Here is a 17,665-nt window from a genome sequence, read left to right on the forward strand (position 1 = left end):
TAGTGTCTCGCGCGGCGCCAGTCGCGACCGGGCGCTCATTTCCCCACGCAGAAGGTGGAAAAGATGTGCCCCAGCAGGGTATCGGCGTCGACGCGGCCGGTGATCGCCCCCAGCGCATCATGGGCGAGCCGCAGGGCCTCGGCGGCCAGCTCCAGCTGCTCGGAAGCGAGCCACTGGCGCGCCTGGCCGAGCTCGGAAGCGGCCTCGCGCAGCGCCTCCACGTGACGCGCCCGCGCGGTGAACTCGCCGCCGGCCGCCTCCGCCGCGACGCCCTCGGTCCCGGTCACCGCACGGGCGAGCGCCGCGCGCAGCGTGTCCAGGCCCTCGCCGCTCCGCGCGGACACGAGGACCGGCCCGTCCGCCGCCGCGTCCACCGGCCGCCGCGGTAGCAGGTCCGCCTTGTTGTGGACCACCAGGGTGGCCGGCACCCCTTCGATCGAGTCCACCACCGCGGCAATGCCGGACTCCGGATCACGGGCATCGAGCACCACCAGGGCGAGGTCGGCGCGTGCCAGTTCGCCACGGGCGCGGCGCATGCCTTCGCGTTCGATCTCGTCGCCGCCTTCGCGCAGCCCGGCGGTGTCGACCAGGGTGAGTTCCACCCCCTCCACGTGGACCTGCTCCTGGAGCAGGTCCCGGGTGGTGCCCGCCACGTCGGTCACGATCGCGCGCTCGCGCCCTGCGAGGGCATTCAGCAGCGAGCTCTTGCCGGCGTTCGGCGGCCCCACGATCACGGCGTGCAGCCCGTCGCGAAGGCGCCTGCCCCGCTCGGCGGCGGCGAGGAGGGCCGCCAGTCCGCGGTCCAGTTCCTCCATGCGCGAACGCAGGGGCCCGCCGCCGAGGGTGTCGAGGGGTTCGTCGGCGAAGTCGATCGCCGCTTCGACATGGACGCGGACCTCGAGCAGGCCCTGGGCGATGGATTCGACGCGGGTCGAGAACTCGCCGTCCAGCGCCCGTCGCGCGGCGCGCGCCGCCCGGGCGTCGCCGGCGGCGATCAGGTCGGCCACCGCCTCGGCCTGGGCCAGGTCGAGCCGGCCTTCCAGGAAGGCCCGTTCACTGAACTCACCCGGGCGGGCCATGCGGGCGCCCAGTTCAAGGCAGCGCGACAGCACCGACTGCAGCACCGCCCGACCGCCATGGCCCTGCAGCTCCACTACGTCCTCGCCCGTGTAGCTTGCGGGCGCAGCGAAGTACAGCGCGATGCCATCGTCCAGCACCTCGCCCTGCCCACCGCGAAACGTGGCGTGGTGGGCGTGCCGCGGCCGCAGTGGGCGACCGGTGATGGATTCGCCGACGCGGCGGGCGTCCGGTCCGGAAAGGCGGATGATCCCCACTCCCCCACTGCCGGGGGCGGTCGCGATCGCGGCGATGGTGTCTCGGTCTGCCATGGGGCACATGATCGCAGCAGGCGCGGACTGCGGCACCCGCCCGGAAGCGCGGAGCCCGCCAGTTGGCGGGCTCCGGATCCTTCAGGTCAGGCCTTGGCGGGTGGCGCCGCGGGCTTGTCGCCGTGCTTCTTGATCATCCACCACTGCTGGACCAGCCCCAGCCCGGCGTTGACCACCCAGTACAGCACCAGGCCGGCCGGGAAGAAGGCGAACATGACGCCGAACACCAGCGGCATGATCTGCATCATCCGCTTCTGCATCGGGTCCATGCCCGGGGTGGGGTTGAGCTGGGTGGTCGCCCACATCAGCACCATGTTGATGACCGGCAGCACGAAGTACGGGTCGCGCGCGGTCAGGTCGTCGATCCACAGGATCCACGGGGCGTGGCGCAGCTCGGCCGACTCGGAGAGCATCCAGAACAGGGCGAGGAACACCGGCATCTGCAGCAGCAGCGGCAGGCAGCCGCCGACCGGGTTGATCTTCTCCTTCTTGTACAGCTCCATCATCGCCATCTGGAACTTCTGCTTGTCGTCCCCGTAGCGCTCCTTGAGCTGGGCGATGCGCGGCTGGAAGCGGCGCATCTTGGCCATCGACTTGTACTGCGCGGCCGACAGCGGGTACATGGCGATCTTCAGCAGCACCACCAGCCCGACGATCGCCCAGCCCCAGTTGCCGAGCAGGCCGTACAGCTTCTCCAGCACCCAGAACAGCCAGCCGGCCAGGGTGGCCATGATGCTGAAGCGGCTGAAGTCGACCGCGCGCTCCAGCCCCGGCACGTCCTGGGCATGGATCTGCTCGGAAAGCTTCGGACCCACCCACAGCCTGGCGCTGGTCTGTGCGGTGCCACCCGGGGCGACGCTGACGCCCGGCCCGACCTCGCGGATCAGGTAGCGGGTGCCGCCGTCGGTCGTCGGCGTCGCCAGCGAGAACGTGGTCGCATCCCCCGCCTCCGGAATCCACGCGCCGAAGAAGTGGTGCTGCAGGAAGGCGATCCAGCCACCGGTGACCGGCTTGTTGAGCGGGCCATCGTCGATGAAGTCATCGTACGGACGGCGCTCGTACTTGTCGGTGGGGCTGTACCACGCCGCGCCCTGGAAGCTGTAGCCCTCCGGGCTCATCGGTCCCTTCGACTCGAGCGCGCGCGGCACCCGCGCCAGCTGGCGGTAGACGAAGCCCTGCCACGGCTGCGTGCCGCCATTGACCACCTCGTCGCGCACCTGCACCACGTACTGGCCGCGCTCGAAGGTGAAGCTGCGGCGGATCACCAGCCCGTCCGGACCGGTCCACACGAAGGGAACCACCAGTTGCTGCTCGCCCTCGTCGAGGCGGAAATCCGCGCCGGCGGGCAAGGCCGCGCGGTCCAGCTGCCAGGCCGCCTCGTGGGTCGGGGCGGCACCGTCGTTGCTCACCCAGCCGCTCTGGGCGACGAAGTAGTCGCCCGGCGCGCTGGAGAACAGGCGTACCGGATCGCTGTCGGGTTCGTTGCTTGCGGGGTAGGCCAGCAGGTCGGCGCGGGTCATGGCGCCGCCATCGAGCTCGACCTCGAGCACGTCGGTCACCACGGTGACGCCAGCGGCCGCCTGTTCCCGTGCCGGCTGCCCCGACGGAATCGCCGCCGCCGAGGATTGCGGGGCGGAAGGAATGCTCCCGTCCGCCGCCGGGGCAGCGGGGACGCCCTGCGGCACCTCGCTCCCGGTGGCCACCGGCGGCTGCGTGGGCGGTGCGATCTGCTCGCGGTTCCACTCCATCCACAACAGCGTCGCCACCATCAGCCAGGCGATGATCAGGAAAACTCGGGTCTGGTTCATGGGCAGGCAGGCGAACGGGCACGGCCGCCGTCGCGGGACGGGGCGGATGCAGTGGGAAGGATGGGCTCGGGGCCGGACGGCGACGGCATTGTGCCGCCGTGGCCGTTGGCCGGCAACGCGCCGGCGCGCTGCAGCAGCGCAAGCAGGGCGCGCACGAGCGCGGCGTTGTCGAGCCCGCGGGCGGCCGGGCGGGCGACCACGACGTAGTCACCGGCCGCCAGATGGCGTCGCTGGACGCGGAAGGTCTCGCGCAGCACGCGCTTGATGCGGTTGCGCCCGACGGCCCGGGGATCGACCTTGCGGGACACCGCCAGGCCGAGTCGCGGCGGCGCGGCATCGGCGGGGCGGTACAGGTGCAACACGAACACGGGCGACGCGGTGCGTCGCCCGTGCTTGAATACCGTGTCGTACTCGGCGCGCGTGCGGACCCGCGCCTCGCGCGGGAAGCGGGCCGTCGTCATGGGCGTGGCAACGGCGGCCCCTGGCGGCCGTTGGTCCACGACCCCGGTCAGGCGCTGAGGCGCTTGCGACCCTTGGCGCGACGGCGGGCGAGGATCTTGCGGCCGTCGGCGGTCGCCATGCGGGCACGGAAACCGTGGTCGCGCTTGCGCTTGAGATTGCTGGGCTGGTAGGTGCGCTTGGTGGCCATGATGCGGCTCGCGTGGTTTCGGCGGAGAAAGACCGGCAAGTGTAGGCCCCGGCGCGGCGCAAGGTCAATCCTGGGCTGGCGGCCTCTTCAGCCGCCGCGGCTGGGCCGGCCGCGTGGTAGTCTGCCGGGTCCCCGCACTTGACCGGCCCGCGCTGCCTGCAGCGTGGGCGAAGACCCGCGCCCGAACGATCCGCCTAGTGGACACGAACCCGACCCTGGACGCCTGGTCCCGCTGCCTGGAACGCCTCGAAGCCGAGCTCCCGGTAGAGGACGTCCACACCTGGCTGCGGCCGCTGCAGGCCAGTCCCCGCGATGGTGCACTGGTGCTGTACGCACCCAACGCCTTCGTCGTCGAACACGTGCGCGAACGCTACTTCGACCGGATCGGCGAACTGGTGGCCCACTTCGCCGGACCCTGCACGGTCAGCCTCGAGGTGGGATCGCTGCCGCGGCGCCCGGCGGCGCCGGCGGCGCCGGCGGCCAGCGCGCCTTCCGCCGGTGCCCCGCAGCGCCAGGGTGCGGCCTCCGAGCCATTCGATGGCAACCTGGACTCGCACTACACCTTCGACAACTTCGTCGAGGGCCGCAGCAACCAGCTCGGGCGCGCGGCGGCGATGCAGGCCGCGCTCAAGCCCGGCGACCGCGGCCACAACCCGCTGCTGCTGTACGGAGGCACCGGTCTGGGCAAGACCCACCTGATGTTCGCGGCCGGCAACCTGATGCGCAGCAACGTGCCCGGCACCCGGGTCATGTACCTGCGCAGCGACCAGTTCTTCAGCGCGATGATGCGGGCGCTGCAGGAGAAGAACATGGATGCGTTCAAGCGCCAGTTCCAGCGGGTGGACGCACTGCTGATCGACGACATCCAGTTCTTCGCCGGCAAGGACCGCACCCAGGAAGAGTTCTTCCACACCTTCAATGCGCTGTTCGACAGCCGCCAGCAGATCATCCTGACCTGCGACCGCTACCCGCGCGAGGTGGAAGGCCTGGAGCCGCGGCTGAAGTCCCGGCTCGCCTGGGGCCTGAGTGTGGCGATCGAGCCGCCGGACTTCGAGACCCGCGCCCAGATCGTCCTGTCCAAGGCGGCCGAGCGTGGCGCCAGGATCCCCGAGGAGGTCGCCTTCCTGCTGGCCAAGAAGATGCGCAGCAACGTGCGCGACCTGGAGGGGGCGCTGAACACCCTGACCGCGCGCGCAAACTTCACGGGCAAGACCATCACCACCGACTTCGCCCAGGAGACGCTGCGCGACCTGCTGCGGGCCCAGCAGCACGCGGTCAGCATCACCAACATCCAGAAGACCGTGGCAGACTACTACGGCTTGCAGGTCAAGGACTTGCTGTCCAAGCGCCGCACCCGTTCGCTGGCCCGCCCGCGGCAGGTGGCGATGGCGCTGACGAAGGAATTGACCGAGCACAGCCTGCCCGAGATCGGGGATGCCTTCGCGGGGCGCGACCACACCACGGTACTGCACGCCTGCAGGCAGATCCGCAAGCTCAGCGAGACCGACGGCAAGCTGCGCGAGGACTGGGACAAGCTGATCCGGAAGCTCAGTGAATAAGTTGCCGGAGCCATGCTCACAAGCTGTGGACAAGTCTGACCGGGGGACGGACCCCGAAAGTTGTCCACAGCTTGTACCCCGGCAACGCCCCCGGTTCTACCGGGGTTTTAGGGCCTGAAAAACCCTGCAACAACATACAGTTAGCTGAGTTTTCCCGCGGTTTCGACCGCTCCACCGCCTCCAAGCTTTTGATTTATACACTCTCTTAGTACTGGGCATAGGGGAAGGACCGAATGCGTTTCAGCCTGCAACGCGAAGTGTTTCTCAAGCCGTTGGCGCAGGTCGTCAACGTGGTCGAACGTCGCCAGACCCTCCCGGTGCTGGCCAACCTCCTGGTACAGGTCGGCGACGGGCAACTGGCGCTGACGGGTACCGACCTGGAAGTCGAGATGGTCGCCCGGGTCGCGGTGGAGGACGCCGGGGACGGAGAGACCACCATCCCCGCGCGGAAGCTCTTCGACATCATCCGGGCCCTCCCGGATGGCAGCCGGGTGACGGTCAGCCAGAGCGCGGAAAAGGTCACGGTCCAGGCCGGGCGCTCGCGCTTCACCCTGGCGACGCTGCCGGCCAATGACTTCCCTTCGATCGACGAAGTGGAGGCCACCGAGCGGGTGACCGTTCCCGAGTCCACGTTGAAGGAGCTGATCGAGCGCACGTCCTTCGCGATGGCCCAGCAGGATGTCCGGTACTACCTCAACGGCCTGCTGTTTGACCTGCGCGAGGGCAACCTTCGCTGCGTGGCGACGGACGGGCACCGGCTGGCGCTGTGCGAGGCCGAATACGAAGGCGGGGTCCAGGCCAAGCGCCAGATCATCGTCCCGCGCAAGGGCGTGACCGAGCTGCAGCGCCTGCTCGAAGGCGGGGACCGCGAGGTCGGGCTGGAGATGGGCCGCGGCCACCTGCGGGTGAAGCGCAACGACGTCACGTTCACCAGCAAGCTCATTGACGGGCGCTTCCCGGATTACGAGGCCGTGGTGCCGATCGGCGCCGACCAGCAGGTCACGGTTGACCGCGAGGTGCTGCGTGCGTCGCTGCAGCGTGCGGCAATCCTTTCCAACGAGAAGTACCGCGGCGTGCGCATCGAGGTGTCCCCGGGGCAGCTGAAGATCAGCGCGCATAACCCGGAGCAGGAAGAGGCCCAGGAGGAGATCGAGGCCGAGACCCGGGTCGACGGGTTGTCCGTCGGGTTCAACGTCAACTACCTGCTGGATGCGCTGACCGCCCTGAAGGAGGAGCAGGTGATCCTGGCGATGCGTGATGCGAATTCCTCCGCGCTCGTGCGCGAAGCGAGCAATGAGCGCTGCCGCCACGTGGTGATGCCGCTGCGCCTGTGATCGTGTTCCACGTGGAACAAGGAGTTGTCCTCACGCCCGGCTTGTCCGGGCGTGATGCTTTGTGGGCACAGCCGGGGAGCCTGCGATGCACGTGACACGACTGGATATCCGCAACCTGCGGCGCTTTGAGGAAGTGAGCCTCGCGCCTGGTCCGGGCCTGAATGTGCTGGTCGGCGACAACGGTGCCGGGAAGACCAGCGTCCTGGAGGCCCTGCATCTGCTTGGACACGGAAGGAGCTTCCGCGGCCGGGTGCGCGAGGGACTGGTTCGCGAGGGTGCTGAGGCGCTGGAGGTGTTTGCCCAGTGGACTGAAATCGGGGAACTGCCGCACGGTGCCGCCGTCCGACAGGCCGGACTACGTCATTCCGGAACTGCGTGGACGGGAAAGCTGGATGGGCAGGTGGTCGACCGCATCGGCGACATCTGCAGTGCGTTCGCGGTTGTTTCCTTCGATCCCGGAAGCCACGCTCTGATCAGCGGGGCAGCGGAACATCGGCGGCGCTATCTGGATTGGGGTCTGTTCCACGTGGAACAGGAGTTCATGCCGGTATGGCGCCGGTACACCCGGGCGCTCAAGCAACGCAACGCCTTGTTGAAGCGCCGCGTGGGTGCCGACGAACTTGCTCCCTGGGAGCTTGAGCTCGCCCGGTTCGGAGAACGGCTCTCCGATTTCCGCCGTGAACACCTGGCATCCCTGGCGCCGCGGCTCGCGGAGCTCGCTTCGGATCTGGTGCCTGCTGTAGGGCAGCTCTCGGTCGAGTACCTGGCGGGCTGGCGCGAAAGCGAGTGCAGCCTGGCGGACGCGCTGTTGCTGGCACGCGACCGCGACCTGCAGGCGGGCTTCACTTCCGTCGGCCCGCACCGGGCGGATTGGCGGATCGGCTACGGCGCGCTGCCCGGGCGGGATGCGCTTTCGCGCGGGCAGACCAAGCTGGTGGCCCTGTCCGCGCTGCTCGCGCAGGCAGGACACCATGCTTCCGTTCTTGGGCAGTGGCCGGTGGTGGCGCTGGACGACCTGCCTTCGGAGCTGGATCGCCGGCACCAGGCGCGCGTGCTCGAGTTTCTCGTCGGAAGCGGAGCGCAGGTATTCGTCACCGGAACCGAGCCTCCCGCCGGCACCCCGCAGGGAGCCGGCTACGTCCTGTTCCACGTGGAACAGGGCCGCGTGGGCTTGGCCGGAAGCTGACCGCGGGCCCGTATACGGGGCGTCCTGGAAGCTCATTCGGCCAAGCGGGAGGGGGGCGGCTGGTATACTTGGCCGCTTGATCCCACTGATTCCGGCTGCCCACCCGATCCCGGGTGCGCGCGCTGCCGGGGACCGGATGACGCATGACCGAGAGCACCGAGCACGTCGACCCCTCCCAGCCGGCACAGGACGCTGCCGCGGACACCCCGCAGGACGCGGGCAACCAGGCCTACGATTCCAGCCGGATCACCGTGCTGCGTGGCCTGGAGGCGGTGCGCAAGCGACCGGGCATGTACATCGGCGACGTCCACGACGGCACCGGCCTGCACCACATGGTCTTCGAGGTCGTCGACAACTCGGTCGACGAGGCGCTGGCCGGCCATGCCGACGAGATCATCGTGACCCTCCTGGAAGACGGCTCGGTCAGCGTCGCCGACAACGGCCGCGGCATCCCCGTCGACATCCACAAGGAGGAGGGGGTGTCGGCCGCGGAGGTGATCCTCACCGTGCTGCATGCCGGCGGCAAGTTCGACGACAACAGCTACAAGGTGTCGGGCGGCCTGCACGGCGTCGGCGTCTCGGTGGTGAATGCGCTGTCGGAGCACCTGTGGCTGGACATCTGGCGCGACGGCTTCCACTACCAGCAGGAATACTCGATGGGCGAGCCGCTGTACCCGCTGGAAAAGCGGGAGGCGGCCGAGCGCCGGGGCACCGTCCTGCGCTTCCGCCCGGCGGCCAGCGTCTTCAGCGATACCGAGTTCCAGTACGAGATCCTGGCCCGCCGCCTGCGCGAGCTCTCCTTCCTCAACTCGGGCGTCCGGATCGCCCTGGTGGACGAGCGCGGCGAGGGCCGCCGCGACGTATTCCAGTACGAGGGTGGCATCCGCTCCTTCGTCGAGCACCTGGCGCACCTGAAGACCCCGCTGCACCCCACGGTCATTGCCCTGACCGGCGAGCAGAACGGGATCACGGTGGAGGTGGCGCTGCAGTGGACGGACTCCTATCAGGAGACCATGTTCTGCTACACCAACAACATCCCGCAGAAGGACGGCGGTACCCATCTGGCGGGCTTCCGCGCAGCCCTGACGCGCACCCTGTCCAACTACATCGATGCGAACGGCCTCGCCAAGCAGGCCAAGATCAACCTCTCCGGCGATGACATGCGCGAGGGGATGATCGCCGTCCTGTCGGTGAAGGTGCCGGACCCGAGCTTCTCGAGCCAGACCAAGGAGAAGCTGGTCAGCTCGGACGTGAAGCCGGTAGTTGAGAGCCAGTTCGGCGCACGTTTACAGGAGTTCCTGGAAGAACACCCGAACGAAGCGCGTGCGATCGCAGAGAAGGTGGTCGACGCCGCCCGCGCCCGCGAGGCGGCCCGCAAGGCACGCGACCTGACCCGGCGCAAGGGTGCCCTGGACGTGGCGGGCCTGCCAGGCAAGTTGGCGGACTGCCAGGAGAAGGATCCGGCGCTGTCGGAGCTGTTCATCGTCGAGGGTGACTCGGCAGGCGGTTCGGCCAAGCAGGGCCGCAACCGCAAGAACCAGGCGGTGCTGCCGCTGCGCGGCAAGATCCTCAACGTCGAGCGCGCACGCTTCGACCGGATGCTGTCCTCGGCCGAGGTCGGCACGCTGATCACTGCGCTGGGCACCGGCATCGGGCGCGACGAGTACAACCCCGACAAGCTGCGCTACCACAGCATCATCATCATGACCGACGCGGACGTGGACGGAAGCCACATCCGTACCCTGCTGCTGACGTTCTTCTACCGGCAGATGCCGGAGCTGATCGAGCGCGGCCACGTCTTCATCGGCCTGCCGCCGCTGTACAAGGTCAAGCAGGGCAAGACCGAGCTGTACCTGAAGGACGACGCGGCGCTGAACGCCTACCTGGCCAACAACGCCATCGAGGGTGCGGCGCTGGTACCAGCCGAAGGCGAGCCGCCGGTATCCGGCGCGGCACTGGAGCGCCTGCTGCTGGCCTTCGCCGGCGCACGCGAGACGATCGCCCGCAACACCCACCGCTATGACCCGGCGGTGCTGGAGGCGCTGATCGACTTCACGCCGCTGGATGCCGAGCACCTGGCCGGGAACATCGACGAGCGGCACGAGCTCGATGCCCTGGAAAAGCGCGTCAACCGGTCCGGCCTGGGGCGGCCGCGCTACGCGCTCGACCTGCAGCCGGCGAACGAATCGCACCCGCCGGCCCTGGTGGTGCGCCGGCGCCACATGGGCGAGGAGCTGCTGCAGGTGATCCCGCTGGCCGCCTTCGAGTCCGGCGAGCTGCGCCCGCTGCGCGAGGCGGCAGCGCAGCTGCACGGGCTGGTACGCGAGGGCGCCACGATCTCGCGCGGCAACCGCACCCAGGAGATCGGCAGCTTCGCCGAAGCCTATGCCTGGCTGCTCGAGGAGGCCAAGAAGGGCCGCCAGATCCAGCGCTTCAAGGGCCTGGGCGAGATGAACCCCGAGCAGCTGTGGGAGACCACCGTCAATCCGGAGACCCGCCGCCTGCTGCAGGTGCGGATCGAGGACGCGGTCGCGGCCGACCAGATCTTCAGCACCCTGATGGGCGACGTGGTGGAGCCGCGCCGGGAATTCATCGAGGACAACGCGCTCAAGGCGGCCAACCTGGACTACTGAGCCGGGAGGCTTGACGGCCCATTCATGGTCGGGCGGCTACACCGACCCTCTCACGCAGAGGAATTGCCGATGAAGCGCCTACTCCTTGCCGGTGCGATCAGCATCGCGGTCGCCGCTTGTGCCACCACCACCTCGCCGACGGGCCGGACCCAGACCGTCGGCGCGGTGCCGCAGCAGCAGCTCAACCAGCTGGGCGCCGAGGCCTTCGAGCAGTACAAGGCACAGCAGCCCCTGAGCACGAACGCACAGCAGAACGCGTATGTCCGCTGCGTCGTCGGCGCGGTGGTGCGCGAGCTTCCCGCTTCCGCGCAGGGCGGCTGGGACGTCGCCCTGTTTAACAACGATTCACCCAATGCCTTCGCGCTGCCGGGAGGCAAGGTCGGCCTGTATACCGGCATCTTCAAGGTGGCGCGAAACCAGGACCAGCTTGCCGCGGTGGTCGCCCACGAGGTGGGGCATGTCGTGGCGCGGCACCATGACGAGCGGATCACCCGCCAGCAGGGCGCGCAGGCCGGACTGGGCGTACTCGGCGCGCTGGTGGGTTCGCAATACGGCAGCAACGCGGCCCAGGCCACGCAACAGCTGGGCGGCGCCGCGGTACAGACTGCCTTCCTGCTGCCCAACAACCGCGTGCAGGAAACCGAGGCCGACGTGGTCGGCCAGCAGCTGATGGCCGCGGCGGGGTTCGACCCGCGCGAGGCCGTCGCCCTCTGGCAGAACATGATCTCCGCGGGTGGCAGCCAGGGGCCGGAGTGGCTCTCCACCCACCCCAATCCGCAGGCCCGGATCTCCGAGCTGAATGCGCGGGCGGCCGACCTAGTGCCCATTTATGAACAGGCGAGGGCGTCCGGGAAGCGGCCCAACTGTGGCTGAGTGCCGGCAAACTCGAGCAAGTAAAACGGTTTCTTCGGCTGCCAACTTTCTGCTAGCTTCGTCGACCTGGCGTTTTCACGCCGCGGTCACTCCGACCGCCAGGAACCAACCGAGGTTGTCATGACTCATCGCGTGTCCCGCAGCAGCACCCTCCTCGCCGCCGCCATCGGTGCGGTCCTTGCGATCGGCACCATCGCTGCGCCGGCTCCCGCCGCCGCCGAACCGCAGGCGCGCGGCAGTGATCGCGACAGCCGCCGAGCGTCCCAGCAGCCCAAGGCGGAAGAGCGCTACCCGAATGCCACCCGGGAGGCTCCCGCGGGCAAGGCCAGCAGGAAGATGGGTCGCAAGCTCGAGCAGATGAACGAGCTGTACTCCAACGACGACCTGGCGGGTGCCCGCGCGGTGGCCGACGAGATCCTCGCCGACCCGGCCGCCAACGACTACGAGAAGGCCTACTCGGCGCAGTTCGCCGCGCAGGCGGCGTACGAGGCGGACGAGATCCAGGCCGCCATCGATTACATGGGGCAGGCGGTCGAGCTCGACGCGCTGGACAACAACTCCCACTTCAACGCGATGCTGAACCTGGCGCAGATGCAGTCGGCCGCCGAGCAGAACGAAGCGGCGCTGGCGACCTACGAGCGCTACTTCGCCGAGAGCGGGAGCACCGAGCCGCAGGACCTGGTCATGATGGGCCAGACCCTGTACCTGCTCGAGCGCCATGCCGAAGCCGCCCAGGCGATCCAGCGGGCGATCGATGCCAGCGCGGAGCCGAACCCCCAGTGGCAGTCGCTCCTGATGCAGGTCTACGTCGAGAGCGGGGACACCGCGGGCGCGCTGCGCATGGCCGAGCAGGTGGCGGCCGCCCGGCCGGACGACCGCCGCGCCCAGCTGAACCTCGCCGTGGTCTACCACCAGGCCGACATGCCGGAGAAGGCGATCGAGGTGCTGGAGCGCCTGCGCGCCGGCGGGCAGCTCGAAACCGCCAACGAGTACAACCAGCTCTACGCCACCTACCTCGGCATGGAGGGGCAGGAACGCAAGGCGGCCGAGGTGATCAGCGAGGGCCTGGAGCGTGGCGTGCTCACGCCGGATCGCAACACCTACATCGCGCTGGCGCAGGCCTACTACTTCTCGGACCAGCCCGGACCGGCAATCGAGGCCTATCGCAAGGCGGCCCCGCTGGACGAGGATGGGGAGACCTACCTCAACCTCGCCAAGGTCCTGTACCAGGAAGACCGGCCCGCCGAGGCTGCGGAGGCGGCCCAGAAGGCACTGGACAAGGGCGTGGCACGCCCGGACCAGGCCCGCGACATCATCAACGCCAGCCGCTGATTCCCGCTCCCGGGCGGGGCCCCGCGCAGCATTCCGAAAGACACACTCGGGCAACCTACCGCCCAAACGTTTTGTTATATCCTTGGAGGTTCCCGTCCGAGAGGCGGGAGCCATCTTCGAAGTCCGTGGCGTCTTGCGCCCGGCATCAAACCGAGCTGACGGCGCATGACGCAAGACCTGGAAACCCCCGTGGATAACCGCCCCGAGCGCGAAGAGCTCAACTGGGCCCGAGTCGCCGGCATCACCATGGCAATCGCGGTGCACGCTGCCGCGTTGCTGATGATGCTGGCCCCGCCGAAGGCCCCGCCGCCGGAGGTGGAGGAGGAGCAGGCGACGATCGTCAACATCATTCGTCCGCCGCCGCCGCCCCCGCCGCCGCCGCCGCCGCCGCCGGAACCGCCCAAGCCGATCACGCCGCCGCGCCAGCTGACCACGCCGAAGCCGACCCCGCTGCCGCCGCCGCCCGAGGCGCCGCCGATCGTGGTCGACGACCCGAGCCCGGTCGACGTCCCGGCCCCGCCGCCGGCCCCGCCGTCGCCGCCCGCGCCGACCACGACGCTGGGCTCGGTGGATCCGTCCTCGCGTGCGCAGAACCCGCCCCGTTATCCGCCCAGCGCGCTGCGTGCGGGTATCGAAGGCACCGTGATCCTGGTCATCAGCATCGACGCCCAGGGCAACGTGCTCGACGTGGAGGTCGAGCGCTCCAGCCGCAACCGTGACCTCGACCGTGCCGCGGTCCAGGCCGCGCGCAAGTGGCGCTTCAACCCGGCCACGGAGAACGGTGTCGCGGTGGCCAGCCGCGTCCGTGTCCCGGTCGACTTCAACATGAACTGACGCGCGGTCGCGGCTGTCACGCCAGTTCTGTTCCGCCAGTAGTCCTTTTCCGCAGTCCTTCTTCTTCCACGACATCCAAAGGTAAGCGTCATGCTTCAGGAAACCACCGCCGCGACCGGCGCAAACGATGCCGCTGCGTTCCAGCAGATGAGCTTCTCCCACATGATTACCCAGTTCGACCTCGTCGCCTGGGTGGTCTTCCTCACCCTGGTGCTGTTCTCGGTGCTGTCGGTGTACTGGATCGTGGTCAACATGATCCGCAATGCCCGCCTGCGCCGCAGCAGCGACCGCGTGGTGGCCACGTTCTGGGAAACCGGGAACGCGCAGGACGCCATCCGCTACATGGAAGAGCAGCCGCGCAGCGAGCCGTTCTCCAAGATCGCCCTGGACGCCGCCGAGGCCGCCGCGCACCACCAGCAGCAGGAAGGTTCGCGCCTTGCCGAGTCGCTGAGCCGCTCGGAGTTCGTCGACCGCGCCCTGCGCCAGGCCGTCACCCGTGAGTCCATGAAGCTCGAGTCCGGCCAGACCCTGCTGGCGACCGTCGGCGCGACCTCGCCGTTCATCGGCCTGCTCGGCACCGTGTGGGGCATCTACCACGCCCTGATCCGCATCGGCGCCACCGGCAACGCGTCCATCGACGCCGTGGCGGGCCCGGTCGGCGAGGCGCTGATCATGACCGCGTTCGGCCTGTTCGTCGCGATCCCGGCCGTGCTTGCCTACAACTTCTTCAACAAGGGCAACCGCGCGCTGATCAGCCGCTTCGACACCTTCGCGCACGACCTGCACGACTTCTTCGCCACCGGTTCCCGCGTGGGCGTTGCCCGCCGCTGATCCCGCGAAGCCCCACAGTTCCAGTCGGAGTCCGATATGGCCTTCAGTTCAGGTAGCAGCGGCGGCGGTACGCCGATGGCCGAGATCAACGTCACCCCGCTCGTCGACGTGATGCTCGTGCTGCTGATCATCTTCATGATCACGGCGCCGCTGATGACCCACAAGATCCAGGTTGACCTGCCCGAGGCCGACGTCAGTAGTCTTGACCAGGAAGCTCCGGAAGTGCCGCCGATCACCATCGCGATCGAGCCTTCCGGTGCCCTCTACTGGAACGACGAGCCGATCACCACCGAGCTGCTGGAGAGCCGGCTCTCGGTGGAGGCGCAGAAGACCCCACAGCCGCAAATCAACGTCCGCGGCGACAGGACGACCAAGTACCGCATCGTTCGCGAGGTGGTGCAGACCGCCCAGCAACAGGGCATGCGGAAGGTCGGCTTCGTCGCCATCAAGGACCGCAACTGACCGGAGGCAACACAGATGGCTTTCAGTGCAAACTCCGGCAGTGAGTCGATGTCGGACATCAACGTCACCCCCCTGGTCGACGTGCTCCTGGTGCTCCTGATCATCTTCATGGTCACCGCCCCGATCGCTTCGTACCCGATCGAGGTGAACCTGCCGCAGCGGACCAATGCCCCGCCGCCGACGTCGGAACCGCCGCCGCCGATCCGGCTGCGCATCGACGCCTCCGGCGAGGTGTTCTGGAACAACTCGCCGCATCCCCTGCCCGTCATCGCGGACATGATGCGGCAGACCGTGGCGAACGATCCGACCAACCAGCCGCAGCTGGAAATCGATACGAACCCGGATGCCGACTACGGCATCCTGGCCAAGGTACTGGCCCACGCGAAGACTGCCGACATGAAGAAGATCGGCTTCGTGCAGAACGATTGACGCTTACTGTCGAATGGAAACGCCGCCCCACGGGGCGGCGTTTTTTTATGCGCGGACGGAGGCGATCACCTGCAGGTACCGCTGCACCGTCCGGTGCAGGCCGTCGTAGAGCGCCTCGGAAATGAGCGCGTGGCCGATGGAAACCTCGCGTACCCCCTCCACCGCCTCCAGGAACCGCCCCAGGTTGGACTGGCTCAGGTCGTGTCCGGCATTGACCTCCAGCCCGGCCGCGCGCGCCCGGCGTGCGATGCCGGCGAAGCGCTCCAGCATGGGGCCTTCCTCCCCCGCCGCGGCTGCGTCCGCGTACGGGCCGGTGTAGAGCTCCACCCGGTCGGCGCCGGTCGAGGCGGCGTGCTCGATGCCCTCGGCCCGCACCGGCTCCCAGGCGTCGGCGAACAGGCTCACCCGGCATCCCATCTGTTTGAGTTCGCGGACCAGGGGCCGCAACCGCCCGGCGTCGCGGGCGAAGTCGAACCCGTGGTCGGAGGTGATCTGCCCGTCGCCATCGGGTACCAGGGTGGCCTGGGCGGGCCGCGCCTGGCGGCACAACTCTACAAAACCGGGATACCCCTCGCGCGCGGGGGCGAAGGGATTGCCCTCGATGTTGAACTCCACGCCGCGCTCGCGGGTCAGACGTGCCAGGGCAAGCACGTCATCGGCGCGGATGTGCCGGCCGTCGGGTCGCGGGTGCACGGTGATCCCGTGGGCGCCCGCATCCAGGCAGGTGGCGGCGGCGCGCAGCACGTCCGGTTCGCTGCCACCGCGCGAGTTCCGGAGCACCGCGATCTTGTTCACGTTGACGCTGAGGGCAGTCATCTTCGGGCCGTTGGGGAGAGGGCCCAGTGTAGCGTCCGCCCGCCCGCGCCCCCTACAGCAGCGGCGACACCAGCCGTGCCAGCCCCTCGGGAAGGCGCACGCTCCAGAACGGGCTCGGGCGTTCGCGCGGCACCGGCTCGCATTCGGCGCAGTCCGCCTCGACCAGCCGCGCCAGTTCGGCGACGCGGTCGCGGTCGCTGACCAGCAGCGACAGTTCGAAGTTGAGCCGGAAGCTGCGGTGGTCGAAGTTGGCGCTGCCGACGATCGCCAGGTCGTCGTCGCACACCAGGACCTTGCTGTGCAGCAGCCGCGGCGAGTACTCGTGGATCGTCACCCCGGCCGCGAGCAGCCGGTCGTAATAGGACCGTCCGGCATAGGTGACCAGCCGGCTGTCGCTCATCCTGGGAACCATGAGCCGCACGTCGAGCCCGCCCAGCGCCGCGGAGGTCAGCGCCATCATTGCCGCCTCGCCGGGCACGAAGTACGGCGTCATCAGCCACACCCGGCGCCGCGCGGCATGGATCGCGCCCACGTGCGCCCGGTGGATCACCTCCCAGGACGAGTCGGGACCCGAGGCAAGCACCTGGGTCGGGGTCGTGCCGGGTCCGGGATCATGGGCGGACAGCGGCAGCGGCGGGGTCCCGGTGGCATAGGCCCAGTCCTCGACGAACACCAGCTGGAGCTCGCGGACGACGCGTCCCTCCACCCGCACGTGCAGGTCCCGGTACGCGGTGTCGCACAGGGTCTCGTCCTGTTCGTCGGTGATGTTGATGCCGCCGGTGAAGCCGATGCGGTCGTCGATCACCACCAGCTTGCGGTGGTTGCGCAGGTTGAGCCACGGCCGCTTCCAGAACCTGAGCCGGATCGGGTGGAACCAGGCCACCTCGCCGCCTGCATCGAGCAGTGGCTTCAGGAACTTCTGCCGCACCGAAGCGGCGCCCACGGCGTCGAGCAGCAGGCGCACCTGCACGCCCTCGCGCGCCCTGGCAACCAGCGCATCCCGCAGGGCGGTCCCGGAACGGTCCGGCTCGTAGATGTAGTACTCCAGGTGGATGTGCTCGCGGGCGGCTTCCACCGCCTGCAACAGCGCCCGGTACTTGGCGGCGCCGTCCACCAGCAGCTCGATCGAGGCGGCCGTGGTCGGCGGCATGCCCGTCGCCGAGTTGACCATGCGCGCCATCTCGATGGCCTCGTCGCTGGCATGGATGCCCGGTGGCAGAGACGGCATGGCGCGGCGCGAACGGCGCCGGCGGAGCCGCTGGCGGTCGATCTTCTGCGGGCCCAGGAAGTAGTAGACGACGAAGCCCAGGTACGGCAGCGCCGCCAGCCCGATCAGCCAGGCCAGGGTGGCCACCGGTTCGCGCTTCTGCAGCACGATCCAGGTGCCCAGGCCGGCCAGGTACAGGATCCAGCCGGCGACCAGCACGATCTTCAGGTGCTCGAAGTCGAGCAACTCGTTCCACACGGTTGTCAGCGCGTCGGGCATCGGAGGCAGCGGTGGCGCCGGCCTGAACGGCGCCCCGGACACGGC

16 protein-coding genes are annotated in these 17,665 nt (G+C 69.0%); 10 read left to right on the plus strand and 6 right to left on the minus strand.

The window, feature by feature from the left end; all coding sequences use genetic code 11:
• Nucleotides 1-35: 35 nt before the first annotated feature.
• From mnmE to rpmH, 4 genes are all read right to left on the minus strand, one after another.
• Nucleotides 36-1,388 carry a tRNA uridine-5-carboxymethylaminomethyl(34) synthesis GTPase MnmE gene (gene mnmE, locus G545_RS0110895; RefSeq protein ID WP_027070411.1) on the minus strand — a complete coding sequence of 451 codons (1,353 nt, stop codon included), beginning with the start codon at nt 1,386-1,388 and terminating at the stop codon, nt 36-38.
• An 86-nt stretch (nt 1,389-1,474) separates the two neighbouring features.
• Nucleotides 1,475-3,196, minus strand: a complete 1,722-nt coding sequence (gene yidC, locus G545_RS0110900; protein WP_027070412.1) for a membrane protein insertase YidC — start codon at nt 3,194-3,196, stop codon at nt 1,475-1,477.
• Nucleotides 3,193-3,657 carry a ribonuclease P protein component gene (gene rnpA, locus G545_RS0110905; protein WP_027070413.1) on the minus strand — a complete coding sequence of 155 codons (465 nt, stop codon included), beginning with the start codon at nt 3,655-3,657 and terminating at the stop codon, nt 3,193-3,195. The genes yidC and rnpA overlap by 4 nt, the downstream gene beginning before the upstream one ends.
• 47 nt (nt 3,658-3,704) lie before the next feature.
• Nucleotides 3,705-3,845 (minus strand): 50S ribosomal protein L34, encoded by a 141-nt coding sequence (gene rpmH, locus G545_RS0110910; RefSeq protein WP_027070414.1) that lies wholly within the window; start codon nt 3,843-3,845, stop codon nt 3,705-3,707.
• 215 nt (nt 3,846-4,060) lie between these two features.
• On the opposite strand from rpmH, the gene dnaA reads away from it, so the two are divergent.
• The 10 genes from dnaA to G545_RS0110960 all read left to right on the plus strand — a co-directional run bounded on the left by dnaA (nt 4,061) and on the right by G545_RS0110960 (nt 15,318).
• Nucleotides 4,061-5,404 (plus strand): chromosomal replication initiator protein DnaA, encoded by a 1,344-nt coding sequence (gene dnaA, locus G545_RS0110915; protein WP_027070415.1) that lies wholly within the window; start codon nt 4,061-4,063, stop codon nt 5,402-5,404.
• A gap of 233 nt (nt 5,405-5,637) precedes the next feature.
• Complete coding sequence (gene dnaN, locus G545_RS0110920; protein ID WP_027070416.1) at nt 5,638-6,738, plus strand: DNA polymerase III subunit beta; 1,101 nt, start codon at nt 5,638-5,640, stop codon at nt 6,736-6,738.
• A gap of 85 nt (nt 6,739-6,823) precedes the next feature.
• Nucleotides 6,824-7,924 (plus strand): DNA replication/repair protein RecF, encoded by a 1,101-nt coding sequence (gene recF / locus G545_RS0110925; RefSeq protein WP_027070417.1) that lies wholly within the window; start codon nt 6,824-6,826, stop codon nt 7,922-7,924.
• Nucleotides 7,925-8,067: 143 nt separating this feature from the next.
• Nucleotides 8,068-10,557: a DNA topoisomerase (ATP-hydrolyzing) subunit B gene (gyrB, locus tag G545_RS14480; protein ID WP_052106728.1), complete on the plus strand. Its 2,490-nt coding sequence runs from the start codon at nt 8,068-8,070 to the stop codon at nt 10,555-10,557.
• A gap of 69 nt (nt 10,558-10,626) precedes the next feature.
• Nucleotides 10,627-11,430, plus strand: coding sequence for a M48 family metallopeptidase (locus G545_RS0110935; RefSeq protein ID WP_027070418.1), 804 nt, complete (start codon nt 10,627-10,629; stop codon nt 11,428-11,430).
• 132 nt (nt 11,431-11,562) lie between these two features.
• A complete protein-coding gene (locus G545_RS0110940; RefSeq protein WP_052106729.1) occupies nt 11,563-12,762 on the plus strand; it encodes a tetratricopeptide repeat protein in 1,200 nt (399 codons plus the stop codon).
• A gap of 165 nt (nt 12,763-12,927) precedes the next feature.
• On the plus strand, nt 12,928-13,596 hold the full coding sequence (locus G545_RS0110945; protein ID WP_027070420.1) for an energy transducer TonB: 669 nt from the start codon (nt 12,928-12,930) through the stop codon (nt 13,594-13,596).
• A gap of 90 nt (nt 13,597-13,686) precedes the next feature.
• On the plus strand, nt 13,687-14,427 hold the full coding sequence (locus G545_RS0110950) for a MotA/TolQ/ExbB proton channel family protein (RefSeq protein WP_027070421.1): 741 nt from the start codon (nt 13,687-13,689) through the stop codon (nt 14,425-14,427).
• Between the two features lie 36 nt (nt 14,428-14,463).
• A complete protein-coding gene (locus tag G545_RS0110955; protein WP_027070422.1) occupies nt 14,464-14,889 on the plus strand; it encodes an ExbD/TolR family protein in 426 nt (141 codons plus the stop codon).
• A 15-nt stretch (nt 14,890-14,904) separates the two neighbouring features.
• Nucleotides 14,905-15,318 carry an ExbD/TolR family protein gene (locus G545_RS0110960; RefSeq protein ID WP_027070423.1) on the plus strand — a complete coding sequence of 138 codons (414 nt, stop codon included), beginning with the start codon at nt 14,905-14,907 and terminating at the stop codon, nt 15,316-15,318.
• A gap of 45 nt (nt 15,319-15,363) precedes the next feature.
• Here G545_RS0110960 and G545_RS0110965 read toward each other — a convergent pair whose 3' ends face one another.
• Together G545_RS0110965 and cls are read right to left on the minus strand one after the other, a co-directional pair.
• Nucleotides 15,364-16,134, minus strand: a complete 771-nt coding sequence (locus G545_RS0110965; RefSeq protein WP_027070424.1) for a pyridoxine 5'-phosphate synthase — start codon at nt 16,132-16,134, stop codon at nt 15,364-15,366.
• A gap of 52 nt (nt 16,135-16,186) precedes the next feature.
• Nucleotides 16,187-17,620: a cardiolipin synthase gene (cls, locus tag G545_RS0110970; RefSeq protein WP_036136982.1), complete on the minus strand. Its 1,434-nt coding sequence runs from the start codon at nt 17,618-17,620 to the stop codon at nt 16,187-16,189.
• Nucleotides 17,621-17,665 lie beyond the last annotated feature (45 nt).

The sequence above is a fragment of the Lysobacter defluvii IMMIB APB-9 = DSM 18482 genome, from assembly GCF_000423325.1.
Lineage (GTDB): Bacteria > Pseudomonadota > Gammaproteobacteria > Xanthomonadales > Xanthomonadaceae > Novilysobacter > Novilysobacter defluvii.